Annotated in this window: 28 protein-coding genes; 21 read left to right on the top strand and 7 right to left on the bottom strand. The window is 51.1% G+C overall.

From position 1 onward, the window contains the following. Positions 1-76: 76 nt before the first annotated feature. Complete coding sequence (locus tag CLV36_RS12580; RefSeq protein ID WP_054095402.1) at positions 77-358, bottom strand: hypothetical protein; 282 nt, start codon at positions 356-358, stop codon at positions 77-79. A 24-nt stretch (positions 359-382) separates the two neighbouring features. Further along, entirely contained in the window at positions 383-1,300 is a 918-nt protein-coding gene (locus CLV36_RS12575) for a DUF1385 domain-containing protein (RefSeq protein WP_425436582.1), read from the bottom strand. 343 nt (positions 1,301-1,643) lie between these two features. Between CLV36_RS12575 and aroQ the strand changes: the two genes are divergently transcribed. From aroQ to CLV36_RS12555, 4 genes are all read left to right on the top strand, one after another. Continuing rightward, positions 1,644-2,099, top strand: coding sequence for a type II 3-dehydroquinate dehydratase (gene aroQ, locus CLV36_RS12570; protein ID WP_102992124.1), 456 nt, complete (start codon positions 1,644-1,646; stop codon positions 2,097-2,099). A gap of 2 nt (positions 2,100-2,101) precedes the next feature. After that, positions 2,102-3,193 (top strand): M24 family metallopeptidase, encoded by a 1,092-nt coding sequence (locus CLV36_RS12565; protein ID WP_106342877.1) that lies wholly within the window; start codon positions 2,102-2,104, stop codon positions 3,191-3,193. Between the two features lie 3 nt (positions 3,194-3,196). After that, positions 3,197-3,754, top strand: coding sequence for an elongation factor P (efp, locus tag CLV36_RS12560; RefSeq protein WP_022736148.1), 558 nt, complete (start codon positions 3,197-3,199; stop codon positions 3,752-3,754). A 72-nt stretch (positions 3,755-3,826) separates the two neighbouring features. Next, positions 3,827-4,969: a conserved virulence factor C family protein gene (locus CLV36_RS12555; RefSeq protein ID WP_106342876.1), complete on the top strand. Its 1,143-nt coding sequence runs from the start codon at positions 3,827-3,829 to the stop codon at positions 4,967-4,969. An 82-nt stretch (positions 4,970-5,051) separates the two neighbouring features. Here CLV36_RS12555 and CLV36_RS12550 read toward each other — a convergent pair whose 3' ends face one another. The 5 genes from CLV36_RS12550 to CLV36_RS12530 all read right to left on the bottom strand — a co-directional run bounded on the left by CLV36_RS12550 (position 5,052) and on the right by CLV36_RS12530 (position 9,970). Next, positions 5,052-6,392, bottom strand: coding sequence for a S8 family serine peptidase (locus CLV36_RS12550; protein WP_106342875.1), 1,341 nt, complete (start codon positions 6,390-6,392; stop codon positions 5,052-5,054). Between the two features lie 161 nt (positions 6,393-6,553). After that, positions 6,554-7,135: a DUF1700 domain-containing protein gene (locus tag CLV36_RS12545; RefSeq protein WP_106342874.1), complete on the bottom strand. Its 582-nt coding sequence runs from the start codon at positions 7,133-7,135 to the stop codon at positions 6,554-6,556. Positions 7,136-7,249: 114 nt separating this feature from the next. Then, entirely contained in the window at positions 7,250-7,705 is a 456-nt protein-coding gene (locus CLV36_RS12540) for a DUF441 domain-containing protein (RefSeq protein ID WP_022736152.1), read from the bottom strand. A gap of 119 nt (positions 7,706-7,824) precedes the next feature. Then, on the bottom strand, positions 7,825-8,625 hold the full coding sequence (comA, locus tag CLV36_RS12535) for a phosphosulfolactate synthase (RefSeq protein WP_102992130.1): 801 nt from the start codon (positions 8,623-8,625) through the stop codon (positions 7,825-7,827). A gap of 70 nt (positions 8,626-8,695) precedes the next feature. Beyond that, positions 8,696-9,970, bottom strand: coding sequence for an MFS transporter (locus CLV36_RS12530; protein WP_106342873.1), 1,275 nt, complete (start codon positions 9,968-9,970; stop codon positions 8,696-8,698). 141 nt (positions 9,971-10,111) lie between these two features. Between CLV36_RS12530 and CLV36_RS12525 the strand changes: the two genes are divergently transcribed. The 17 genes from CLV36_RS12525 (at position 10,112) to CLV36_RS12445 (ending at position 22,941) form a co-directional block, all read left to right on the top strand. Continuing rightward, positions 10,112-10,528, top strand: a complete 417-nt coding sequence (locus CLV36_RS12525) for a CD1247 N-terminal domain-containing protein (RefSeq protein WP_022736155.1) — start codon at positions 10,112-10,114, stop codon at positions 10,526-10,528. Between the two features lie 397 nt (positions 10,529-10,925). After that, complete coding sequence (gene spoIIIAA, locus CLV36_RS12520) at positions 10,926-11,897, top strand: stage III sporulation protein AA (RefSeq protein WP_106342872.1); 972 nt, start codon at positions 10,926-10,928, stop codon at positions 11,895-11,897. Beyond that, entirely contained in the window at positions 11,897-12,415 is a 519-nt protein-coding gene (gene spoIIIAB / locus CLV36_RS12515) for a stage III sporulation protein SpoIIIAB (protein WP_102992133.1), read from the top strand. Before spoIIIAA ends, spoIIIAB begins: the two co-directional genes overlap by 1 nt. A 26-nt stretch (positions 12,416-12,441) precedes the next feature. Then, positions 12,442-12,648, top strand: coding sequence for a stage III sporulation protein AC (gene spoIIIAC, locus CLV36_RS12510; RefSeq protein ID WP_022736159.1), 207 nt, complete (start codon positions 12,442-12,444; stop codon positions 12,646-12,648). 15 nt (positions 12,649-12,663) lie between these two features. Next, complete coding sequence (gene spoIIIAD, locus CLV36_RS12505; RefSeq protein ID WP_022736160.1) at positions 12,664-13,053, top strand: stage III sporulation protein AD; 390 nt, start codon at positions 12,664-12,666, stop codon at positions 13,051-13,053. 12 nt (positions 13,054-13,065) lie between these two features. After that, positions 13,066-14,256, top strand: a complete 1,191-nt coding sequence (spoIIIAE, locus tag CLV36_RS12500) for a stage III sporulation protein AE (RefSeq protein ID WP_106342871.1) — start codon at positions 13,066-13,068, stop codon at positions 14,254-14,256. A gap of 10 nt (positions 14,257-14,266) precedes the next feature. After that, positions 14,267-14,896 carry a stage III sporulation protein AF gene (gene spoIIIAF / locus CLV36_RS12495; RefSeq protein WP_106342870.1) on the top strand — a complete coding sequence of 210 codons (630 nt, stop codon included), beginning with the start codon at positions 14,267-14,269 and terminating at the stop codon, positions 14,894-14,896. A gap of 17 nt (positions 14,897-14,913) precedes the next feature. Beyond that, positions 14,914-15,528, top strand: a complete 615-nt coding sequence (spoIIIAG, locus tag CLV36_RS12490) for a stage III sporulation protein AG (protein ID WP_106342869.1) — start codon at positions 14,914-14,916, stop codon at positions 15,526-15,528. A gap of 13 nt (positions 15,529-15,541) precedes the next feature. Beyond that, on the top strand, positions 15,542-16,102 hold the full coding sequence (locus CLV36_RS12485; RefSeq protein WP_106342868.1) for a SpoIIIAH-like family protein: 561 nt from the start codon (positions 15,542-15,544) through the stop codon (positions 16,100-16,102). A gap of 404 nt (positions 16,103-16,506) precedes the next feature. After that, on the top strand, positions 16,507-17,010 hold the full coding sequence (gene accB / locus CLV36_RS12480; protein ID WP_106342867.1) for an acetyl-CoA carboxylase biotin carboxyl carrier protein: 504 nt from the start codon (positions 16,507-16,509) through the stop codon (positions 17,008-17,010). Between the two features lie 22 nt (positions 17,011-17,032). After that, positions 17,033-18,394 carry an acetyl-CoA carboxylase biotin carboxylase subunit gene (gene accC / locus CLV36_RS12475; RefSeq protein WP_106342866.1) on the top strand — a complete coding sequence of 454 codons (1,362 nt, stop codon included), beginning with the start codon at positions 17,033-17,035 and terminating at the stop codon, positions 18,392-18,394. Then, positions 18,387-18,758 carry an Asp23/Gls24 family envelope stress response protein gene (locus CLV36_RS12470; protein ID WP_102992140.1) on the top strand — a complete coding sequence of 124 codons (372 nt, stop codon included), beginning with the start codon at positions 18,387-18,389 and terminating at the stop codon, positions 18,756-18,758. Before accC ends, CLV36_RS12470 begins: the two co-directional genes overlap by 8 nt. 206 nt (positions 18,759-18,964) lie before the next feature. Next, positions 18,965-19,399 (top strand): transcription antitermination factor NusB, encoded by a 435-nt coding sequence (nusB, locus tag CLV36_RS12465; protein ID WP_106342865.1) that lies wholly within the window; start codon positions 18,965-18,967, stop codon positions 19,397-19,399. A 110-nt stretch (positions 19,400-19,509) separates the two neighbouring features. Continuing rightward, the gene (gene folD / locus CLV36_RS12460; RefSeq protein ID WP_106342864.1) at positions 19,510-20,358 is read left to right on the top strand and encodes a bifunctional methylenetetrahydrofolate dehydrogenase/methenyltetrahydrofolate cyclohydrolase FolD; all 849 of its coding nucleotides are present in this window, start codon (positions 19,510-19,512) and stop codon (positions 20,356-20,358) included. Between the two features lie 77 nt (positions 20,359-20,435). After that, positions 20,436-21,794: an exodeoxyribonuclease VII large subunit gene (xseA, locus tag CLV36_RS12455; RefSeq protein WP_342748021.1), complete on the top strand. Its 1,359-nt coding sequence runs from the start codon at positions 20,436-20,438 to the stop codon at positions 21,792-21,794. Next, positions 21,787-22,047 (top strand): exodeoxyribonuclease VII small subunit, encoded by a 261-nt coding sequence (gene xseB, locus CLV36_RS12450; protein ID WP_245888362.1) that lies wholly within the window; start codon positions 21,787-21,789, stop codon positions 22,045-22,047. The genes xseA and xseB overlap by 8 nt, the downstream gene beginning before the upstream one ends. Next, positions 22,048-22,941, top strand: a complete 894-nt coding sequence (locus tag CLV36_RS12445; protein WP_245888361.1) for a polyprenyl synthetase family protein — start codon at positions 22,048-22,050, stop codon at positions 22,939-22,941. It begins immediately after the preceding gene. The last annotated feature ends 315 nt before the right edge of the window (positions 22,942-23,256 follow it).

The following is a 23,256-nucleotide window of genomic DNA, read 5'->3' as shown; positions in this document are numbered from 1 at the left end:
TCGCTTGTCCATTGCCCCCCAAGAATATGAAACAGCCCCCGCCTTCCTCTCTGGTGTAAAGCGGGGGCTCGTTTCATTATAGCGAGTTTTTTTTGTTATTGCCTTCAATCACGCGAAACGGGTATTTTTTGCGCTTGCGCGGATGGGTTTTAGCTTGTTTGCTTGCTAGGGGTGAGCGCATCGAGCCTAAGCGCAACAGCCAGCGCGGTGGGAATTTGTACAGGTAGATGACGATGCCGATGACTAGCGCCGGCAAGAGCAACCGACTGGGCTGTTGGATGAATTCGATCACGGCGCCAAACAAGACAAAAGCCAGTACGAGATAATGCCAATATGGCTTAGAACCGGGGTTGGTCACGCATATCACCCTCTTTCTTATGGGCTAACTGGAGTGAACCAATTGGGAAGCTTGTTTAACATGTTGCCGAGCCTCTTGGGCGTCAAGTTCCCGCATGCGGACAAACGCGTGGATGGCTACTTCCACCTGAGTGTCATCGGGCTCTTTGGTTGTAAGTTTTTGCAACCATAAGCCGGGATATCCCAAATAGGTGAGAACGGGAACATCCCGCACGGCATTGGTCAGGCGCAACAATTCATAGGAGATGCCCAACACGGCTGGAAGCAACAACAGCCTCGTCACGATGCGATCCCACACTCCGTCGTAACTGAAGAAAGAGTACACAATCACGCCGACGATGATGCTGAGAATGATAAAGCTACTGCCACAACGGTAATGAAGGGTGGAATATTTTTGCACATTGGTTACTGTTAATTCTTCCCCATGTTCAAAGGCGGTAATCACTTTGTGCTCCGCTCCATGATATTGAAAGAGCCGTTTGATCATCGGGGTTTGCGAGATCAACCACAAGTAGGAGAGCAACAATAAGGTTTTGATCACTCCTTCGAGCAAACTTTGGATGACCAAGTTTTGCACGAAGCGGTCAAACAGTACACTAGCCAAAAAGGCGGGAACTGCGGTGAACAATACTTTGCCAAACAGGAAGGACAGGATACCTACCAGGGTGACGCCCAAGATCATCATCCATTTGGATTGGTTCGAACTGGGCGCTTGTTCGGGATCATCTGGGTCGGCATGATCCAGATCGTATTGTTCTGTCGCGAATTGCAAGTGTTTCGCGCCAGAGGCGCTGGCCGCGATGATCGCGACAATGCCCCTTAAAAAGGGAATCTTCATCAGGAAGTTAAGCGTTGGCGAGGTTTTCTTTTTGCATTCGAATAATTCGATGTTGCCGTCTTTGCGGCGAACGGCGGTTACTTGGGCGTGTTGCCCGCCAAACATCACGCCTTCGATGACGGCTTGCCCGCCGTAAGCAATGGGTTTATCTGACACGTAGGCGCACCACCTTGTTGTAATTGTCATCAAATAATGTGTATTTTATTCTAACACAATGGTTGGGGAAGTGTGTGAGGAGAGTGGGATGGAGGTGCGGATCATGCATATGTATCGTATAATTTGAACACTGTTACTAAGGATTCCTGCTTGACAGGGCGGAAAGCGATTACCGTTCGACCCGTGGACAAAACGGCAAGTTCGTGGGAAAATAGATAGTTGTCTGGGCAATCATATTTAGGTTAACCATCCGAGTGTACATTGGCGAAAAGTGTTGCGGGAGGTGGGCATGATGGTAAACGTCCTCGTATTGCACGGCCCGAATCTCAATCGCTTGGGCAAGCGCGAGCAGGCGGTTTATGGGCGGACTACATTGGAAGATATCAATGCGGGCCTGATCAAAAAAGGTGAGGAGTGGGGCCTTCGTGTTGCTTGTTACCAAAGCAACATTGAGGGGGAATTGATCGATCAGCTCCATCTCGCGGAAGGAAATGTTGATTACATAGTTTTTAACCCAGGGGCTTACACCCATTACAGTTATGCTTTGCGTGATGCGATTGCTGCGATTGATGTGCCGGTGATCGAAGTGCATATGACCAACATCCATGCCCGGGAATCTTTTCGGCACACTTCTGTGACGGCGCCGGTCACATGCGGGCAGATTGTGGGGTTCGGCGCGTTGAGTTATGAGCTCGCCTTGGCCGCCATCAGGGAGCTGGCGAACCGGAACATGGAAAACAAGGGGTGAAGATGTTGGAAAAACGCCTATTGAAACTGAGACAAAAACTGCAAGAGCACGGCATTGAAGCGCTATTGATCAGCCATCCTGTGAATCGCCGGTATTTGACCGGATTTACGGGGTCGGCCGGAGTGGTGCTGATCACGGCCACTGAACAGCTGTTGTTGACCGATTTCCGCTATGTGATCCAAGTGCAGGAACAAGCGCCGCATATGACCTTGGTGCAACATCAAGGCGCAATTTACCACACGGTGGGTGAGCAGTGCCGCAAATTGGGCATCAAGGCTTTGTCTTTTGAACAAGACCATCTGACATTTGCCGAGTTTTTGCAGTTGAAAGAAGCTGTTGGCGACATCAAGTTGCAACCGACCAGCGGCATCGTGAAAGAATTGCGTATGGTGAAAGACGCGGACGAGTTGGCAGTGATGAGAGAAGCCGCCCGGATTGCGGACCAAGCCTTCAGCAAGATTTTGTCCGACATCAAGCCCGGTGTGCGCGAAAACGAGATTTCCTTTAAATTGGAGTTCTACATGCGCGAGTTGGGGGCAACATCCTCGTCTTTTGACATGATTGTTGCATCCGGCAAACGTTCTGCCTTGCCGCACGGAGTGGCCAGTGATAAAGTGTTAGAACTCGGCGATCTGGTGACACTAGATTTTGGGGCCTTGTATCAAGGCTATGCGTCCGACATTACCCGCACGGTCATGCTGGGGCGGCCGAGCGAGAAACAAAAAGAGATTTATGATATTGTATTGGAAGCTTGTAATCGCACGATTGCGGCGCTTCGCCCGGGGATGACTGGGAAAGAGGCGGATGCGGTCGCCCGTGATTACATCAGCGCGCATGGGTACGGCGAATTTTTCGGCCATAGCACCGGTCATGGACTCGGCATGGAAGTGCATGAGCTTCCGATGCTCTCCAGCCGTGGAGATATGGTTCTTCAGCCGAACATGGTCGTCACCGTGGAGCCGGGGATTTATCTGCCAGAGATGGGCGGTGTCCGTATCGAAGACGATGTGGTCATCACTGAAACCGGCTGTGAAGCGCTGAACCAATCAAGCAAAGAATGGATTGTCATTGAATATGGAAATGGAGGAAAGTAAAACATGATTAGCGTGAACGATTTTCGGACGGGTTTGACCGTTGAACTGGAAGGCGACGTGTGGCAAGTTATTGAATTCCAACACGTAAAACCGGGTAAAGGGGCGGCGTTCGTTCGTTCCAAACTGCGCAACCTGCGCAACGGCAACATCCAAGAGCGAACCTTCCGCGCTGGGGAGAAAGTGCAAAAAGCGTTGGTGGAAACCCGCCAAATGCAATATTTATACGAAAGCGGCGGCGAATACACATTCATGGACAATGAAACGTATGACCAAATCACCCTTCCAGGGGAGCGTTTGGAATATGAATTGAACTTCTTGCAAGAAAACATGAATGTGCAAATCGTTTCCTTTAAAAACGAAACGATTGGGATTCAGTTGCCAAACACGGTTGAATTGGAAGTGGTGGAAACGGAACCGGGCATCAAAGGAGATACCGCTACTGGCGGTAGCAAACCAGCAAAATTGTCCACCGGCTTCACCGTGCAAGTGCCTCTCTTCATCAATGTCGGTGACCGCCTCATCATTGACACGCGTAGCGGCCAATATGTTTCCCGGGCCTAAGCCGTATGTTTTACCTAAAACCTCTGAAGCCAGTGGCTCAGAGGTTTTACTTTCATAATAGGAGGGAATGCCATGAAAATCGTCTCGATTGAACCGACGCCGAGCCCCAACGTGATGAAATGCAATGTCGATGAAACGCTACCCGCCGGAACGAGTTACAATGTCACCAAAGACCAAATGGCTGACGCTCCCCACCACTTGCGGCGCTTGCTGGAAATCGACGGGGTGAAGAGCCTGTTTCAAGTGCTCGATTTTATCTCCATTGAACGCCATCCCAAAGCGGACTGGCCCGATGTGCTGGCCCAAGTGCGGGAAGTGTTGGGCGATGCGGCAATGGCTACGGCACCCGAAAAGGAAGAGTCGGCAGCGGATCAGGAGTCATTTGGCGAGGTTCAAGTGTTTATTCAAAAGTTGAAAGGCATCCCGATGCAAGTCAAGTGCGTGAGAAATGGGGAAGAAATGCGATTTGGGCTGCCGGAGCGGTTTAAAGCCGCCGTGATGCGGGCACAGACTGCGACCAGCAACTTGGTGTTTGAACGGGAGTGGGTGGAGCAACGCCCGCGATACGGTGAAATGAGTGAAGTGGGGGAACAAGTCGTTGAAGAGTTGGCCGCCGCTTACGACGAAGTGCGCTTGTCGCAGATGGTGGAACGGGTGCTAAACCCAGAACAAGAGCGGAAAGAACAGACGTTGACTGCGGATGAAGTCATGCAAGCGTTTAATGATGAGAATTGGGAGAAACGATATGCGGCGTTGGAGCAGTATGAGCCAAACGCGGATGAGCTTCATGTCTTAGATCGGGCACTCGATGATGCGAAAGCATCCATTCGCCGCTTGGCTGTGGTTTATCTGGGTTTTATCGGAGGCAAAGCCGTGTTGCCTTATGTCATGCGGGCGTTGCGTGACGCTTCGCCAATCGTGCGTCGGACAGCGGGTGACACCTTGTCAGACATCGGCGATCCAGAGGCTATTCCTGCCATGTGCGATGCGTTGAAGGACACCAATAAGCTGGTGCGTTGGCGTGCGGCGCGTTTCCTGTATGAAGTGGGAGATGAATCAGCGTTGCCGGCTCTGCGCGATGCGGTGAATGACCCCGAATTTGAGGTGCGCTTGCAAGCGCGATTGGCGCTGGAGCGGATCGAACGTGGAGAAGAAGCAAGCGGCACGGTGTGGCAACAGATGATGAAACGGATGGAAGAAGAAAAAAAGAAATAAGAGGCAACAGCCTTTTAACGCCGGTGTAATTGGTATCGGCATGCACCAAGGGCCCTTCCGCGCAGGAAGGGCCCTTGTCCGGTCAGCGGTGGTTCAGTGCGTTAACAGCATTGATCAAACCGAAACCAGATTGTTTATCATAACCTTTTTTATAAATGTCTTCGGCAGATTGTTTGATAATCGACTTGACTTGGGTTGGGGAAATCTGGTTTTTTCCGTGTTTGGAGATCACCAAGCCCGCGACCGCCGCTACTTTGGGCGCAGCCATGGACGTGCCCGCGTACCAAGCATAGCCGTGGCCCGTCACATTGTCGTTTTCATCCACAATCGGCACGGTGCTGAAGCAGAGGTAAGAACGGTCATTGTTGTTTGGACCCCGGTCTCCTCCTGGGGCCATCACATCGATTTTGCCGACCCCATAGTTGGAGTAATAGGTCAATTGCTTGTCCTTGTTACCGGCGGATACGCGAATGAGCAGATTGCTGGCCGGGTCGCGGTGGGTGGCGCCGCGGTTTTCTTCATCGAAAAAGCGGGTCAGGCGGCCCGGGCTGGTGATGTCAGCCCCTGCGTTACCGGCGGAACCAACAACGGTGACCCCTTTCTGATGCGCGTAGGCAATCGCCTTTTTAAACAGATTCATTTCTGCGCGGATGTCGCTGGCATGGCTTTCAGGATCTTGCAAGAAGAGATAATCGCCCAAACTCATGTTAACCACATCATAATCTTTGTCAGCCGCATATTTCAGGGCTTCAGCGATGGTTGCCGTCGAAGCGCTGCCCTCGCGGGGGAAGACTTTGAGCGCCGCGATCCCTAGAGACGGCCCCACACCCAGGGCTTTTCCATTGGCCGCGATGGCACCAGCCACATGGCTACCATGGCCTTCGTAATCTTGCGCACTTTCTCCGGGGACGAAAGATTTGGCGTCGACGATGTTGTCTTTCAAGTCAGGGTGTTCCAAATCAATGCCTGTGTCAATCACTGCAACGACAACATCTTTTTTACCTTTCCCTCCGGGAAGATTCCAGCTTGCCCCGTTTTGGGTCACTTGTTTAATGTCCCATTGATATTGGTCATAGTAAGCATGGTCTCCGTCCGTCACGGCCATCTCTTTTGCTACGGCCTTTTCCAGTTTGATGCTCAGTTGCCTTCCGGCGTTCTCCACTTCTTGGTTGGCTTGAATCTTGCTCAAAAATTGGGGATTGGATGAAGACGCTTTCACATAGGCAAGCGCAGCATCCTTTTTAAGCACGGTGCCTCCGGCTGCCTGAATGATTTGTTCGGCGTTGGCGGGAATGCCATTTCCTTTAAAGTTGATGGTGTACATTTGGCTGTGCCCGTTTGCATGCGCAGGAGTGATGGTTCCGGTGATGGCAAATGCAGTGCTGGTAATGAGAGAAAGTCCGAGTGTGAACCACTTCTTCATCTGAGTGCCTCCTTCAGCAAGATGATTAATATATAAAACAATAGGTATATTCTGCAAACAATATCGGGATTCCTATATAAATTTTTAATTAAATTATTTTCGAAAGTTGCGCTTATCATGTTGGTTTAAATTGGAATAGGCTATGACCTATGTTCTGAAGTTTACTCTCCGTGCGCGTGGGTGCTCGCCGTTTGCGAACTGGAAGGGAACAGGCGGCGGTAGCGACGGTGCACCGCTTGAAAATGGGCTTGCAACTTGCCGTGAAAATAAAGGGCCGTTTTTCCGAGCAAGAAGGAAAAAACGATGGCGACTAGCGGGCTGAGCAAGCGGGGAACTTCATATGTACCGATGTTAAATGGCACCGCAGCCCCAAACAGGCGTAACAAGCCTGCTATCATCACAAGGGCTGCCGCCAAGGCAAACGCGGCGCTGGTTCCGCCTAAGAAGACGGTGGCGACGGGGCTGGTCATTCCCGCTGTCGTGAAAAAAACCATTTTCTTTAACCAAACAGAAGGCCGGGCAGGTGATTGGCTGAGGTAATATTCCCCAATATATCCTTTGGCCAGCTCGGAGGGAGAGCCCAAAGAGGTGAGCAATGCGTCTAGCGGCTTGCCGTGTTTGACTCCCTCGCGGAGATGACTTTCAATTTCATTGACAATTTCTTGCTGTTCAGAAGGCGGTAACGGTTTCAGATGGGTTTTTAGCCGCCGGATGTAATCTTGCAGTTCTTCATTCTTCTTCATGTTGATCCCTCCATCGAAAAATTGGGTCGGGCTGACTCGTGCGCCCGTTCACTGCGGGAGTGTCGCTTCTTTATTTATCCAGCCATGCGAAAAACCCTGCTTCAAAAAGCAGGGTCATCTGAAAATGAACTTTAATATTTGCAGGAAGAAAGCCGTGATGCCAGCAGCCATGAGCGGTCCCACTGGTATTCCCCGCATGAACAAGATGCCGAAAATGGAACCCATGACCAATCCGACAATCAGTTGTGGATCCACTTTTAATAGATCCAACCCTTTGCCATTCATGTAAGTGGCGAGTGCCCCTCCCAACAAGGCCAAAATTCCCGGAGTGGAGGTGAAAACCATCAGCACATCTTTGGTGTTGATCCGTCCGGAGGCAAAGGGAATCAACACAGAAAGGGTCAAAAACAGCAGACCAAACTCTAACCCTCGTCGCTCTAAAGCGGGGAAATAGCGATCAAGATGAATCAGTTTTAATATTAATAAAAAGCTTGCGGCGGTGGCGATCAGAGGGGATCGACCCACGATGCCGATAATGATTAGGACGACGAGTAAAATATCGGGATTCATATGGATAGCCCCTGTCCGAGGTTGTTTAGTTACACTTTATGATGGACAAGGTGGTTTTAGTCATCTTTTTCTCCAACACAGAACGGGAAGTTAATTATCATTTGAAATATTCCAATAATTTAGTGCGAGAGGAATTGAGACAATGTGTCAGCCCGCAAGCCCCGGCGTAAAGACTCCAATGACATTACATCACTGGGCTGGATGTTACCCAAATTAATCGAATTACCAAGCAATTGAATGAGCTGTACCTGTTGTTTGACCTGGGGCGCTTCCCATATCACATATTGTGTCGGTATCCGCTCCGCCAGTTTTTCCAGGTAGGCACAATCCGCATTTCCCGCTTGGTCATACACGCCGATGTTTTGCCCAGACTCTCTGCTTTCCATGATTACGTATGCAGCCCCCGCTTGGCGGTCCAACGCAAACATAGAAGCAAACTCGTCGACGGTAGGATGGTAACCGTGCATTTTTTTTCCGATTTCGGTGATGACTTGAAAGCCCATCTGACAGGCTTGCTGCACCAGCCGGTAACGGGTTTCAGACGGGATTGTGACCGTGCCGTCCGATATTTCGACCCAATCTAATCCCCAATCACGTACCATTTGAAAATACTCATCCACTTTCCGTCGGCTATAAGCGATTTCAAAAAAGGTTCCTCCAAAATAAAGATGGACGCCGTGTTGTTTACACAAAGCGATTTTTTGTTGAAGGATTTGAGGGGGGGTAATGGTGGCTGTCCCGAAAGCGAGTTTGATGAAATCGATATATTCGCCTGTGAGCTGCAAGAGGTCTTGATAGGCGGATAAGCCCAACCCTTTGTCTATCACCATGGTGCAACCCGTTGACCGGGGTTTGGCGTTATCCGCACGCGTACCACTCAAATCGGCTAGAACTTGCAATAGGCTTTTCATTTCCATCATGCTCTTCTCCCCCTTACGCCGTGTTCATCTTCACTCTATTTCATAATTGGCAGGAGAAGCAAGTGCTTCTTTAAGCGGGAGAGAGCGGTTTTTTGCGTATGAGTAAGCGGGAACGGCCATCCTTCCCTTTGATGCGTTTAGGTGGGTGGATGATTACGTTGCATAGCCAGGCGATAAAGAATAAGACAACGCCCAACCCGATGAATAGCAAAAAGGGACGGTTGGCCAGAGCGCCGAATGCGGGCGGTCCCATGGCGACTCCAAAAAAACGCACGCTTCCATACAACGACGTGACGATGCCGCGCTCCTGTATACCGACCGCTGAAGTGATCATCGTGTTTAAGCAAGGGAGAACCAATCCGTTTCCAATCCCGATGAATGAAACCGCGGTGATGAGCAGGGGGGCGTTTTTGGCCCAAGGGATGACGGCGATGGCTACCGCAGAAAGGCCCAGGCCGATGGTGATCAGCCTTTTCATTTGCCGGGTATTCTCCTTTACATGCGAACCAGTAAAATAAGCCGTTCCGCAAAGGGTTAGCAGGGGGATGGCCAGAATGAACCCTTTTTTGATGCCATCGATGCGATACGCTGTTTCCAAGAAATCGGATAGGTGAAACAACACTCCGAACATGGTAAACATCGTCAAAGCCCCGGCGATAAACGCCACACTCATCCAATTGCCTTGCCGCTTAAAAATCTTTTTGATGTGCTCTTTGTATTGAGTCAGCGGTTGCGGTTTCTCTTTTTTGGTGGGCTCTTTGACTAGTTTCCACAAAGCGAGTGAAGCTGGAATGCATAAGAGTGGAAAAGCGAAAAACATGGCGTACCAAGTGATCAATGCAATGAGTGAGCCCAGGATGGGACTTAGCACTTTCCCGAACGCATTGGAAGCTTCAATGATTCCCAGCGCTTTACTCCGGTTGTCTTTGGTAAATAAGTCACTCACCAACACCATGGCGATTGGAGCGGTACCAGCCGCCCCTATTCCTTGCACGATACGTGAAGCGAGCAGGAATCCGTAAGACCCCCCTCGGTAAATAGCGGAGAATCCAGCTAGTAGCCCGCCGATTCCATACAGGATCAAACTGAAGATGATAACTTTTTTCCGGCCGATACGGTCGGACAACACTCCGGCGATCGGAATGGCCAAAGCGGCGGGAATGGAAAAGAGCGTGATGAGCAAGCTCACTTGAAAGGCGTTGACGTCCAACACTTTTTCCGCAGTGGGCAAGACTGGAATCAGCATGGAGTTTCCCAAAACCATGATCAACGGGATGAAACTCAACGTGATAAGGACAGCCCAGCTTGGCTTTGCCGTGGTTTGCGCGTTGTTTTCTTGTGGCATCCCAAATTCACCTCATTTCAATCTGCTTCATCAGTTTGCCCTGAAAGGCCGGATGCTATTTGCCATTTATTGAATGGATTGGATCGGTCAGGCGGGTGGCACACTAGGAGCAAATCGAAGCCGCAAAGAGGTGAGTGAAAGATGTTCGAAAGCATTAAACGTGATTTGTCCTTCATCCAAGGCTTGTTGGAAGGAGATGTGAACCATCAGCACCATGTGGAGTACCGTGGGTTGTCACGGTTGGTTGATGTGGTGGACTTACTGGTTGAATCCGTCGAGCAATTGGAGCGCCGGTTGTCGGAGCTGGAGGAATATGTGGAGACCATCGACGAAGACCTCAATGAACTGGAATTGCTTTGTTACGATGACGATGAGGAAGATGATGAGTGGGATCATGAGATTGAGGTGACTTGCCCTGAATGCGGTGAAGATGTCACTATCGACGAGGACGATTTGGATGATGAAAATGTGGAGTTGTTGTGCCCCAAGTGCCACACGGTCTTGGATCTTGAGGAGATCGACGAAGAGGATGTCGAAACGGTGATCAGCGAAGATTAAAAAAGCGTGATGCGGGGATCGTACCATTGTGTTGAAAGCAAGCATCACGGGATGCCACAGGCGCGGGTGATACTGAATGACCCGCGCCTGTAGCAGTTCAAAGAGGACATAGGCATTGATTGCACGGAAAACGCGTGGCGTTAGCCAAGAAAAAGCTCCCTCTTTCATCCATCGATGGGAAGCCGTTCTGATCGGCAAAGGGGGTTGCACATCTGGATGAGGAAGGTCAACCGATACTGTTTAGAAGCACACATTCGAAGTGTCCCCAGAAGAGGTGGGGCGCTTTTTTTTGTGGCTTAAAAACAGCGCGCCATTTTTGCGGCAACCGGTTGGCATAAAAGAAACAAGCTCACATATGAATGGGAATAAAGAAGAACCATGGGACAGGAGGTGTTCCATGCCATATCAAGCGATTTGCAAGATTCTCCCCCCGGGGCTGCGCGAAGTGATTCATTCCCTACCGAAGGGAGTGTCCGCCACCATCGAAGAAATTCGCGTTCGTCAAGGGCGGCCCTTGGAAGTGATCACGCCGACCCATGCTTGGTTTGTGGACAAGGCAGGGGCATTGAGCAAAAATCCGGAATGCGCTTGGATCCCCACACGCGGTGATTGTGTCAAACTGCTTAACCTGATTAGCAATCATTCACTGTATGCGTTGGAGGAAGAGCTTAAACGCGGCTTTGTTACGATCGAAGGCGGCCATCGCATCGGTTTGGCGGGAAGAGTGGTAGTGGAACAAGGCGGGGTCAAGCATCTTCGGGACATTACCGGCTTTAATATCCGCATTGCCCGACAAGTGAAAGGTGTTGGAGAGCGGTGGATTTCTACCGTGTTGCATGGGGGGCGAATTGAAAATCTATTGATCGTGTCCCCACCCCAATGCGGCAAGACCACGTTGGTACGTGATTTGGCACGTTTGGCCGGCACAGGTGGACAAGGATATCCGGCATATAAAGTGGGGATTGTGGATGAACGGTCGGAAATCGCGGGATGTTTGCATGGGGTGCCACAACATGATGTCGGATTACGGACAGATGTGCTTGACGGGTGTCCCAAAGCAGAAGGGATGATGATGATGATCCGCTCCATGTCTCCTGATATTTTAGTCGTTGATGAATTGGGGCGGGCAGAAGACACGGAGGCGATTCATGAAGCGGTCTATGCGGGGGTTTCCGTCTTCGCCACCGTTCACGGGCGCTCGGTTGAGGAATTGATGCACCGGCCCACGTTTTCCCCGCTACTGGGAGAAGGAGTGTTTTCGCGCATCATGATACTTAGTCGTGCACAGGGACCAGGGACGGTAGAGCGGGTGCTAGATGCGTCAGGACGGCTTCTTCACCCAAACCGGAGAGAGGTGGTTGCCGGGTGATGATGAAATTGATCGGCGGATTGTTGGTGATTTTGGCTACGAGCTGGTTGGGCTTCACTTTTGCCGGACGCGTGCGCGACCGACCCAAACAGCTGAGGCAACTTCGATCGTACTTAGCCATCCTGAAAACAGAGATTGAATATGGGACAAGGCCGCTCGCTGAAGCTTGCGCTAACATCGCTTCTCAGGAGGAAACGGCGGTGTCCCGGCTGTTTCAGGCCAGTGCCGATCAGCTGCTCAAGGGGGACGGCTCTTCCACCTATGAATGTTTTAGGCGAGCCATTGAGCAAGAGTGGCAGCGAACCGCATTACAACAATCGGAACAAACTGTGCTGCTACAACTTTGTCAGGTGCTGGGATCATCAGACCGCCAAGACCAAGCGCATCATCTGACGATGGCCTGCAATCAATTGGAGCTGGAAGAAAACCGCGCCCGCGAAGAACAAGACCGGTATGAAAAAATGTATAAAACCATGGGGGTTTTGACGGGAGTCTTGCTGGTAATCCTCATGATTTGAGCCAATTTTCGGAATGGAGGGTGCGTATGCCGTATCATCTGGATTCGGTGTTTCAGATCGCGGGCATCGGGATTATTGTCGCGATGATCCACACCGTGCTGAAACAGATGGGAAAAGAGGATTTTGCCCACTGGGTGACGCTGTTTGGCTTTGTTGTTGTCCTCTTCATGGTGGCCATGCTGGTGCAAGATTTGTTTCAAACCATTAAGAATGTGTTTCTGTTTCGCACATGATGGGAGGCGATCCGCTTGGAAATCATCCAGGTGGTGGGGCTGGGTCTCATTGCCACGTTTCTCATCTTGATCATCAAAGAGCAGAAGCCGATTTTCGCTTTTCTTTTAGCGGCGTTTGTGGGTGTCATCATCTTCATCTCCATTGCGGGGAAAATCGCCGAGGTGCTGGGAGTGTTGCAAAGTTTGGCTCACCAAGCGCGAGTGAACGACCTATTTTTGGAAACGATCCTCAAAATTATCGGCATCGCCTATATCGCGGAATTCGGCGCGCAAGTGACCAGGGATGCCGGGCAAGGAGCGATCGCTTCCAAAATCGAACTGGCGGGGAAAGTGTTGATCATGGTGATGGCAATCCCGATTATCACGGTGATTATTGAGACGGTCATCCGAATTTTGCCTGCGTAAGGATGAAGATAGATGAAACGAATTGCTTGGATCTTTCCATTTCTGTGCCTTTTTCTTCTGCTGATTCGCCCTTCCGTTTTTGCCGCGGAAGAAGAAAGCGGCTCTTCTGTCATTGATCAATTGGTGCGAAGTCAATTGAACCAAACGCAAGTGGAGCAAGTGGACACCTTTTGGAAACAGCTCAAGGGGGATTACGGTGAGTATCTAGGAGGGGAACAGGGGCTAAGTTTGTTTGATTTGTTGCTGTCACCCAATCAAGAGCTGTCATTGGAACAGGTGCTGATGGGATTCGTCCGCTTTTTCTTTCATGAAATTTTGTACAACGGGAAGCTACTCGGCACGATTGTGGTGTTGACCGTATTGAGCATGTTGCTAAGGACACTGCAAACGGCTTTTGAGCAGAACCAAGTAAGCAAAGTGGCTTACGCCATCGTGTTCATGGTGCTGATCATCTTGGCGGCCAACAGCTTTCATGTGGCGGTCGATTCGGCCAAAACCGCAATCGGTCGCATGATCGACTTCATGCTAGCGTTGGTGCCAATGATGCTCACCCTCTTGGTGTCCATGGGCAACATCGGCTCGGTTGCTTTATTCCATCCGTTGATCGTGTTCATGATCCACATGATTGGCACATTCATCTACACCATTGTTTTTCCGTTGCTTTTTTTATCCGCCATTCTGAGCATCGTGAGTTGCCTGTCTGAGAAGTACAAGGTGAATCAATTGGCCAGTTTGTTACGGAAAATCAGTGTGTCGGTACTGGGTGGGTTGTTGGCGATTTTCCTCGGTGTGATTTCTATCCAAGGGGCCACTGCTTCCATTGCGGACGGGGTCACGTTACGCACGGCCAAGTATATCACGGGGAATTTTATTCCGGTGATCGGACGCACCATATCCGAAGCGGCGGATACGGTGATGGGCGCCTCCTTGCTGGTCAAAAACACGATTGGCCTGGCCGGCGTGCTGATCTTGCTATTTATCTGTGCGTTTCCCGCGTTGAAAATCTTGTCGCTCGCTTTCATTTACAATTTCACGGCGGCGGTGATGCAACCTTTGGGAAATAGTCCCATCATTGAGAGCCTGAGTACCATCGGCCGCACGCTCATATACATTTTCGCCGCTCTGGCAACCGTAGGCCTGATGTTTTTCTTGGCTATCACGATAATCGTCGCTTCGGGCAACGTCTCGGTGATGATGAGGTAGGTGACCCAAAGTGATCGAATGGATAAGCGAATGGCTCAAACAAATCATCATCTTGGTGTTGATCGCAACATTTATTGATTTGCTGTTGCCCAACAACGCCTTGGATCGCTATGTCAAGCTGGTGATGGGGTTACTGATCATCATGGCGATACTGACGCCGATCTTCCAATTATTGTCGGAAGAATACGATTTGTCCGCGTTGGCGTTCACCCATGCGTCGCATGGAGAAAGATTGGCATCGCTACAGCAGATTCGAGAACAGGGAGAAAAGTTGAAAACCACGCAAGACCGCTTGATACAAGAGCAATCGTCGAAGCAAATGGAGCTGAGCATCAAGGAACAGGTGGAGCGGAAGTTTGGAGTGGAAGTGACGGAGTCGAACGTGATCCTGCAAACCAGGCCGAAGGGGATGGCCGAAATCAAGCACATCCACGTGAGGGCTAGCGCGTCTGCCGTTTCACCCCATCAGTTGGGAGGCAAACCGGTTCAACCTGTGTACATTTCGGTCGGCGAAAGGGAAACTGCTTCACCCAAAGGGGACCATGCGGGGAACAAACTAGCCCAGAACATCGCCAGTTACTTGTCGGATGCTTGGCATGTGCGGCAAGAACAAGTTCAGGTGACAGTGGATGCATTATAGGCGCGGGGAGGTGAAGCGTGTTGTTCAAATGGTTGAAGCAGTTGGAACAGAAATTGGCAAGCAGCGACAAGCAAAAAAGCAAGCTGGGCTGGATGGTGATCTTGGGAGGGGCCGGCGTGGCGATCATGTTGGTTTCCTCATTTGTGGGAGTGAAAGAAAGCGCCGTCCAACCGGAGCCGGAGGGGGTGATGCCCGCGTCTGCGAAACCGCAAGTGAACCATCCCATGTCGGCGATGCAACAGTATGAACGGGAAGTGGAACAGCAGTTGTCGGAAGTGCTAGGCAAAATCGTCGGCGTGGATGATGTTTCAGTGGTCGTCAACCTTGACTCTACAGAGGAGGAAGTGGTGCAAATCGATGAACGGCATTCGGAGCAAGTGACGACGGAACGGGACAAAACGGGAGGAAACCGTTCTATCACCCAAAACACGCGGGACAGAAAAACGGCGTATTATCGCAATGATGATGGCGAAAGGCCAGTGGTCGTGAAGAAGTTGAAACCCAAAGTCCGGGGTGTGCTGGTAGTAGCGCGCGGAGTGGAAAATCTGCAAGTCAAGGCTATCGTGATCGAGGCCGTCCAGCGCACATTGGACATTCCCATGCACCGCATTTCTGTTCTGCCAAAAGGATAAGGGGGAATTGTACATGTCAGTGAACAAACAAACGGTTTGGTTGGTGACGATGTTATCCATCATGGTGGTGTTGTCAGCTTATTATATTGTGACGGGGCCTGTGGAGCCGGTTCGGCAAGCGGCCAAACAGGTGGACCCGGAGGGGGATGTGGACGTCAACATTAAACCAATCCATCAACCAGCGTCGGCAAACAGCTCCAAGGATAAACTGAACAAGAAAGACCAAGATGATTATTTTGTCGGATACCAATTGCAACGGAGCACGTTGCGTCAGAAGATGGTAGAAGAATACATGAAAGTGCTGACCAATCCGGATGCTTCGGAAAAAGAACTGCAGGAAGCCAATGCGAAAATTGAAGAGCTGATGAAAGTGGACAATGCGGAAACGGTGCTGGAAGAACTGATTCGCAAAGAGGGGTACCGTGATGCCGTGGTGGTGAGCAACAGTCCACATGTCGATGTCGTCGTACAGACTGAGCATCTAAGCAGGAAACAAGTGGTCGGACTGATCAGTTTGGTGAAACAACATCTCAATGTTTCTCCGCTCAATGTATCGGTCGCCTATCGCAAATAAAGTGGAAAAGAGCCGGTTTCCTTCATGGAAACCGGCTCTTAGCAATAAGGCTACATTTTTTCATTTGGAGGGGAAATGGGATGACTTTTTTATTATACTCGCTGGTCAAATTGAGGGGAAGATAGTTGCAAGTGAAATGTTTTACAAATGTATTAACAACGTGAGCCGTGGGAAAAGAGGGGGCTTCGATTTAGTATCTGGTCTTAATAGTTGATATTAGGAAAAGAAACAAGTAGGATGAATGTGTGAGCTGTCAACTCACCCGCAAGGCTTTAAAAGGCAGAGGGTCGATGGGGCTCCGTTTAAGCTCAAGGGGTGGTCAAACCACTAAAAAAACGGTATGCTATTAGCGTTATTATCATACTTGAGTATCCTTGCCAAGACAATACAAGGAGTGATAGGCAATGGCATTTAAAATGCATGAAATCCGTGAACTGATTCGGTTGATTGATGAGTCGAGCATTGAAGAATTTGAAATCGATAAAGAAGGTACAAAAGTTACCATCAAAAAATCTGGGGCTCCTGTTATGACTGTTGCGCCACAAGCTCCGGTAAGTGTTGTTCCACAAGCTCCGGCTCCGGCGCCCGTTCAAGAAGCACCTGCGTCTCCAAAAGAGCCTCAAGTGGCAGCGCCCACTAAAGTAGAGGAAGAGGTGGAAGATGCCAATCTACATAAAATCGTTTCGCCCATGGTGGGAACCTTCTACCGCGCTCCAGCTCCGGATGCAGACCCTTATGTGAAAGAAGGCGACACGGTCAACGGGGATACGGTCGTCTGCATCGTGGAGGCGATGAAGTTGATGAATGAGATCGAAGCTGAAGTGCGTGGAACGATTGTCAAAGTTCTCGTCGAAAACGGTCAGTTGGTTGAGTTCGGCCAGCCTCTGTTCCTGGTGAAAACAACTTAGGCCATGGGAGGAGGTTTACGCTATGTTTAAAAAAATTTTAATCGCAAACCGCGGCGAGATTGCTGTTCGCATCATCCGCGCTTGCCGCGAACTGGGGATCAGCACCGTCGCCGTCTATTCAGAAGCGGATCGCGATGCGTTGCACGTGACTTTGGCGGATGAAGCGTATTGCATTGGCCCGGCGGCTGCTCGAGACAGCTATCTAAACATGACCAACCTGCTTAGCACGGCGACCTTGGTGGGAGCGGACGCCATCCACCCCGGCTATGGCTTTTTGGCGGAGAACGCCGATTTCGCGGAATTGTGTACGGCATGCAACATCACCTTCATCGGCCCTTCACCAGAAGCGATTGTAAAGATGGGGGATAAGACCACGGCGCGCGAGACCATGAAAGTGGCGGGTGTGCCGACCGTTCCCGGAACTGAAGGGGTGATCGATGATCTGGAAGAAGCGGCCAAGACCGCGGCGGAGATCGGGTACCCCGTTATCGTGAAAGCGACAGCAGGCGGCGGCGGTAAAGGAATGCGCGTCGTTTACAACGAAGAAGAGCTTACGCGTGCAATCACCTTGGCGCAAAAGGAAGCGGAAGCCAACTTCGGCAATTCCGGGGTTTATCTGGAGAAATTTTTGGTTGAGCCCCGCCATATTGAAATTCAGGTGCTGGCTGACAATTACGGCAATGTGATTCATTTGGGTGAGCGGGATTGCTCCATCCAGCGCCGCTACCAAAAACTGATCGAAGAGGCGCCTTCTCCAGCGCTGAGCGAAGATTTGCGCTCCCGTATGGGTGAGGCGGCCGTGAAAGCAGCAGAGTCTGTACAATACTCCGGTGCGGGGACAGTCGAATTCTTGTTGGACAAAGACGGTAATTTTTATTTCATGGAGATGAACACCCGGATTCAAGTGGAACATCCGGTCACCGAGTTGATCACCGGAATCGATTTGGTCAAAGAACAGATTCGCATTGCCGCCGGAGAAAAATTAAAATGGAAACAGGAAGACATTCGCTTCGACGGTTGGTCGATTGAATGCCGGATCAATGCGGAGCGGCCGGACAAAAACTTCATGCCGTCTCCGGGTAAGATCCAATTCTACCTACCTCCGGGCGGAAATGGCGTGCGCATTGACAGCGCCTGTTACCAAGGGTATCAAATTTCCCCATTTTATGATTCGATGGTGGCCAAACTGATCGTTTGGGGGAAAGACCGGCAGGAGGCAATCGAACGCATGAACCGCGCGCTCAAAGAATTTGCGATCGATGGCGTGCACACGACCATTCCGTTCCATCTGAAGGTGTTGAACCATCCCAACTTTGTGTCAGGTGACTTCCATATCCAATTCTTGGAGAAGACTAATTTAAACGAGGAGGATCGGCATGAGTGATTTGTACCAATACGACGCGAACCAGCTTGGCAAAGTGGAGATCGCTCCAGAAGTGATTCAATTGATTTCGGGCATCGCAGCTTCCCAGGTGAACGGTGTGATCACCCTTAGCGGAGGGGTTGTTGGGGACATCAACCAACTGCTGGGACGTAAAAACCTGAAGAAAGGAATTCGCGTTGATCTGGAAGACCAACTTACGATCGACTTGGCGGTTGTGGTACAATATGGTTTCCATATTCCAGATGTGGGCCGCGAAATCCAAGAGCAAGTGAAGACGGCAGTAGAGAGCATGACCGGTTTGACAGTCGATAAAGTGATTGTTCGCGTGGATGGGATCAAGATGCCGCCGGAGAAATCCGAGTGAACATCCTTTAACGATTTCCCACGCGCGCAACGGGCGTTCTAGAGACGAGAACCATGCAAGAGACGGTGTTTCTCTGGGCAAAATACGAATGAGGCAGGCACCGCTTTGATGCGCGACGGCCGATCAAACAAGCTCGATAATATGGATGCGCAAAATTATGGGACCGGGCAGACACTGCTCGGGCTTCTTTTTGGAGGAAGGTTTTAATGAGCAGAAGAACCGCACGCGAAAGAGTGATTCAAGCATTGTACGAATGTGAATTTCATCCCGATGAAGAGACGGATGTGATCCGGACGAGAGGTGAAAAGCTGGAGCAGGAAGATCACGCGTTTTACCTCCGTCTGGCGCAAGGGGTGAGGGAGCACCAGGCTACCATTGATCCAGTGATTGAACGCCATTTAAAGGAAGGCTGGTCACTCGCCCGCATCTCTTCCGTGGATCGGGCCATCATGCGGTTGGCGGTCTATGAGTTGATGCATGAAGTGGACACGCCGAGAGCCGCTATTTTAAATGAGGCGGTCGATTTGGCCAAGGCGTTTGGCGGTGTCGAATCTGGCCGTTTTGTCAACGGGGTGTTAGGGCGGTTGGTTGCCGATCTACCCCCCCAACAGCAAGTGGACAATCAAGAGATCAACTCATAAGAGGGGTATCCCCCCTCTCATTTTATCTTTACATCCAAGAGTGAACAGGATAAACTGAACATTAATGAGTGAAATTGCTATTAATGTTAAGAAATAAGGATGTGGATAAAATGACGGCAACCATTATTGACGGAAAAACAATCGCAAAAGAAGTGCGTAGCGAATTGAAAATCGAAGTGGCTAAATTAAAGGAAAAAGGCTTGATTCCGGGCCTTGCAGTGGTGTTGGTAGGCAATCATCCGGCATCGGAATCCTATGTGAAAGGGAAAATTCGCGCTTCTGAAGAAGTGGGAATCAACTCCCGGCTTATCCGCCGCGAATCGTCTATTTCCGAACGAGAGCTGTTGGAGCTAATCGAAACGCTCAATGCCGACCCTGCCATTCATGGGATTTTGGTACAATTGCCATTGCCAGATCATATCAATCCAGACAAGGTCATTGCTACCATCTCTCCCGCCAAGGATGTGGATGGGTTCACACCTGTCAGCGTCGGCAACATGGTTATCGGCCAAGAAGCGCTTTTGCCTTGCACGCCTCATGGCATCATGCATTTATTGCAACGAAGCGGCGTACAAATCGCTGGGAAGCACGCGGTTGTGGTCGGCCGGAGCAATATTGTGGGCAAACCGATCTCCCTGCTTCTCCAACGTGCTGACGCCACCGTCACCATGTGCCATTCCCGGACGGCTGATTTGGCTTCCCATACCAAGCAGGCTGATATTTTGATCGCGGCAGTGGGGCGGCCGGAGATGCTGACTGCCGAGCATGTTAAACCGGGTGCGGTAGTCATTGACGTTGGCGTTAACCGCCATGAGGGGAAACTGGTTGGCGATGTGAAGTTTGACGAGGTCAAGGAGATCGCTTCCGCCATCACTCCTGTTCCGGGCGGGGTAGGTCCGATGACGATTGCCATGTTGATGCGCAACACGGTAGAAGCGGCCAAACGAATTGGTAAATAGGCATGGACGGTAGCCGCGGAACATGATAAGGTGAGAAAAGGTTTTACTCATTCTTACAGACAAAGTGAGGGAAGATGATGATCCGTGAACCCGAACGTTGGTCGGTAACGGATTTGGTTCAACATCTTTACCGCAAGCTGGAAGACGACGATAGCTTAAAAGGGGTGTGGGTGGAAGGGGAGATTTCCAATTTCTCGCAACACACCCATAGCCGCCACATGTATTTCACTTTGAAAGATGAAAATGCCACCCTGAATGCAGTGATGTTCGCAGGCAACAATCGCCGCTTGCGATTTGTTCCCAAAAATGGGGACCGGGTGTTGGTCAAGGGTTATGTTTCCATCTATCAAAAGAGTGGAAGCTTGCAGCTTTACGCCCAAGACATGCGCTTGAGCGGAGTGGGCGACTTGCATGTGGCGTTTCAGCGCTTGAAAGAGCAGTTGGCTGCTGAGGGTTTGTTTGATGCCCCGAAAAAAGCTATCCCCGCGTTTCCCAAAACCGTCGGCGTGATCACTTCCGCGCATGGAGCGGCGGTGCGCGACATTATCTCGACGATGCGCCGCCGCTATCCCCTCACGCGCATCTTGTTGCATCCCGTGTCGGTTCAGGGGGAAAAAGCGGCTTCGGAGATCGCAGCGGCGATTGACCGGATGAACCTGCATCTGGAAGCGGATGTGTTGATCGTGGGGCGGGGCGGCGGTTCGCTTGAGGAGTTGTGGGCGTTTAATGAAGAGATCGTGGCCCGCGCCATTTATCGTTCCCAGGTACCTGTGATTTCCGCGGTAGGCCATGAGACGGATGTGACGATCAGTGATTTTGCGGCTGACGTGCGAGCGGCGACACCAACCGCCGCTGCTGAACTGGTGGTTCCCCATGTGGAGGATCTGAAAGCGCGGGTCGCTTTGCTGACGCAACGGCTGTTACGGGCGCAAATGGCTGTACTTGATCGGGCTCGCGAGCGGTTGGAGAAAAGCGTGGACCGACCGATTTTTAAATATCCCCATGCCCGTTTGCACCAATACGTGCAACGGCGCGATGAGTTGGAAGCTAGATTGGAGCGTGCCATGGTGCAGCTTGTCCGGGAGAAACGCCAAAGCTTGGCGAATGAGCGTGTCCGGTTGGCCGCGCATCATCCCCAAGAACGGATCAGACAACTGCGTGAACGCGTTGCCGTCTTAGAGCGCAATCAGCGCCAGGTGATGTTGCAACAGCTAAACGGTATGCGTCAGAAGCATCTAGCATTGGTGGCCCAATTGGACGCCCTAAGTCCGCTCAAAGTGATGCAACGCGGCTATTCGCTCGTGTACCGACACGCAAACGGTGAGTTGGTGAAATCAAGGCAACAAGTCCGGCCGGGAGATCTGATCCGGGTACGGGTGGCTGACGGCCAACTCAAATGTCAAGTTTGGAGATCGGAGGCAAATGGCGATGAGTGATCCAATCGATCTGACTCAACTGGAGTCGCTCGCCTTTGAGAAGGCGTTGGAGCGGCTGGAAGAAGTGGTGCAGCTGTTGGAACGGGGAGACGCACCCCTAGAACAGGCCATCCAGTTGTTCGATGAGGGGATGAAGCTTTCCCACCTCTGCGGGAAAAAGCTGGAGTGGGCCGAACAACAGGTGGAAATGTTGATGCAAGAAAACGGGGAATGGATTAAAAAACCGTTTGAGGCAGAGGAGGACATGGATTAGGTGCAGATACAAAGCTACATGAGAGAAAAAGCCAAGCTCGTACATCAGGCCCTTGACGATTACACAGCCGGATTAGAAGGGATTCCTTCTGTTTTGAAGGATGCCATGCGGTATTCTCTTTTAGCCGGAGGTAAGCGTTTTCGGCCTGTTCTTGTCTTGGCGACAGTGGAAGCGCTTGGGGGAAACACTCAGCAAGCGTTGCCTTTCGCTTGTGCTATTGAAATGATTCACACTTATTCCTTGATACATGATGATTTGCCAGCGATGGATGATGATGATGTGCGCCGTGGTATGCCGACAAATCACAAAGTCTACGGCGAAGCACACGCGATATTGGCCGGTGACGCCTTGCTGACGGAAGCGTTCGGGATCATGGCCCGCGCGGCAGGAGAAACGGGAGTCGCACCGGAAGTGGCTTTGGCGCTGATCAATGAAGCATCCGTGGCTGCAGGTGCCAAAGGCATGGTTGGCGGTCAGGTGGACGACTTGCTAGGCGAAGGGCGCTCGGTCACGCTGGCTGAACTGGAAAGCATTCATCACCGGAAAACTGGAGACCTGATTGCGTTTTCCGTACGCGCAGGAGCGATGGTAGCTGGCGCAGATGAAGAGGCTTTGACGGCTTTGACCCGTTATGCGTATCGGCTGGGATTGGCGTTTCAAATTCAAGACGACATTTTGGATGTCATTGGAGATGCTGTGCTGATCGGCAAGCCGGTCGGTAGTGACGAAGCCAACCAAAAAGCGACGTATCCCGCTTTGCTCGGGCTGGAGGAGTCTAAAAAGCGACTCAATGAAATAACTGAGCAAGCCAAAAACGCCATCATCGGTTATGCTGGGATCAATCCGGAGCGGTTGCTTCAAATCGCCGACTATCTTTTGGCCCGTGACAGGTAAGTTCTGCAAGGTGCTAAGGCGGTAAGCTTATGCTATAATAAAATGTACTACTGAAGAGTGGCGCAGTATTCTAGTCAGCCCGCCACCTCTGAAGGCGGGCCTAAAAATCCGCTAAAGGGCACATCGATGAAGTTCTTGGTGTTGGCTTGTGGCGCCCAGCTATGGGCTGATGCTGAGAGTTAAGGTTGAAGGGCGATCCGCAATGGCATGCGGGCGTTGACCCTTCTTCCGCGGAGGCCCAATGTTCGTCGTGTACGCTCTCATGCGGGAACGACGGCTTGGGGTATGAACCTGCATCTCGGGATCAACTGGGTG

Source organism: Laceyella sediminis, assembly GCF_003003125.1.
Taxonomy (GTDB): Bacteria; Bacillota; Bacilli; order Thermoactinomycetales; family Thermoactinomycetaceae; genus Laceyella; species Laceyella tengchongensis.
This window is presented reverse-complemented; position numbering and strand designations above follow the sequence as displayed.

Coding starts and splice junctions, on each gene's coding strand:
- CLV36_RS12575 (WP_425436582.1), bottom strand. CDS start 1,300: ATGTTTGGCGGGCAACACGCCCAAGTAACCGCCGTTCGCCGCAAAGAC.
- aroQ (WP_102992124.1), top strand. CDS start 1,644: ATGGTAAACGTCCTCGTATTGCACGGCCCGAATCTCAATCGCTTGGGC.
- CLV36_RS12565 (WP_106342877.1), top strand. CDS start 2,102: ATGTTGGAAAAACGCCTATTGAAACTGAGACAAAAACTGCAAGAGCAC.
- efp (WP_022736148.1), top strand. CDS start 3,197: ATGATTAGCGTGAACGATTTTCGGACGGGTTTGACCGTTGAACTGGAA.
- CLV36_RS12555 (WP_106342876.1), top strand. CDS start 3,827: ATGAAAATCGTCTCGATTGAACCGACGCCGAGCCCCAACGTGATGAAA.
- CLV36_RS12550 (WP_106342875.1), bottom strand. CDS start 6,392: ATGAAGAAGTGGTTCACACTCGGACTTTCTCTCATTACCAGCACTGCA.
- CLV36_RS12545 (WP_106342874.1), bottom strand. CDS start 7,135: ATGAAGAAGAATGAAGAACTGCAAGATTACATCCGGCGGCTAAAAACC.
- CLV36_RS12540 (WP_022736152.1), bottom strand. CDS start 7,705: ATGAATCCCGATATTTTACTCGTCGTCCTAATCATTATCGGCATCGTG.
- comA (WP_102992130.1), bottom strand. CDS start 8,625: ATGATGGAAATGAAAAGCCTATTGCAAGTTCTAGCCGATTTGAGTGGT.
- CLV36_RS12530 (WP_106342873.1), bottom strand. CDS start 9,970: ATGCCACAAGAAAACAACGCGCAAACCACGGCAAAGCCAAGCTGGGCT.
- CLV36_RS12525 (WP_022736155.1), top strand. CDS start 10,112: ATGTTCGAAAGCATTAAACGTGATTTGTCCTTCATCCAAGGCTTGTTG.
- spoIIIAA (WP_106342872.1), top strand. CDS start 10,926: ATGCCATATCAAGCGATTTGCAAGATTCTCCCCCCGGGGCTGCGCGAA.
- spoIIIAB (WP_102992133.1), top strand. CDS start 11,897: ATGATGAAATTGATCGGCGGATTGTTGGTGATTTTGGCTACGAGCTGG.
- spoIIIAC (WP_022736159.1), top strand. CDS start 12,442: ATGCCGTATCATCTGGATTCGGTGTTTCAGATCGCGGGCATCGGGATT.
- spoIIIAE (WP_106342871.1), top strand. CDS start 13,066: ATGAAACGAATTGCTTGGATCTTTCCATTTCTGTGCCTTTTTCTTCTG.
- CLV36_RS12485 (WP_106342868.1), top strand. CDS start 15,542: ATGTCAGTGAACAAACAAACGGTTTGGTTGGTGACGATGTTATCCATC.
- accB (WP_106342867.1), top strand. CDS start 16,507: ATGGCATTTAAAATGCATGAAATCCGTGAACTGATTCGGTTGATTGAT.
- accC (WP_106342866.1), top strand. CDS start 17,033: ATGTTTAAAAAAATTTTAATCGCAAACCGCGGCGAGATTGCTGTTCGC.
- CLV36_RS12470 (WP_102992140.1), top strand. CDS start 18,387: ATGAGTGATTTGTACCAATACGACGCGAACCAGCTTGGCAAAGTGGAG.
- nusB (WP_106342865.1), top strand. CDS start 18,965: ATGAGCAGAAGAACCGCACGCGAAAGAGTGATTCAAGCATTGTACGAA.
- folD (WP_106342864.1), top strand. CDS start 19,510: ATGACGGCAACCATTATTGACGGAAAAACAATCGCAAAAGAAGTGCGT.
- xseA (WP_342748021.1), top strand. CDS start 20,436: ATGATCCGTGAACCCGAACGTTGGTCGGTAACGGATTTGGTTCAACAT.
- xseB (WP_245888362.1), top strand. CDS start 21,787: ATGAGTGATCCAATCGATCTGACTCAACTGGAGTCGCTCGCCTTTGAG.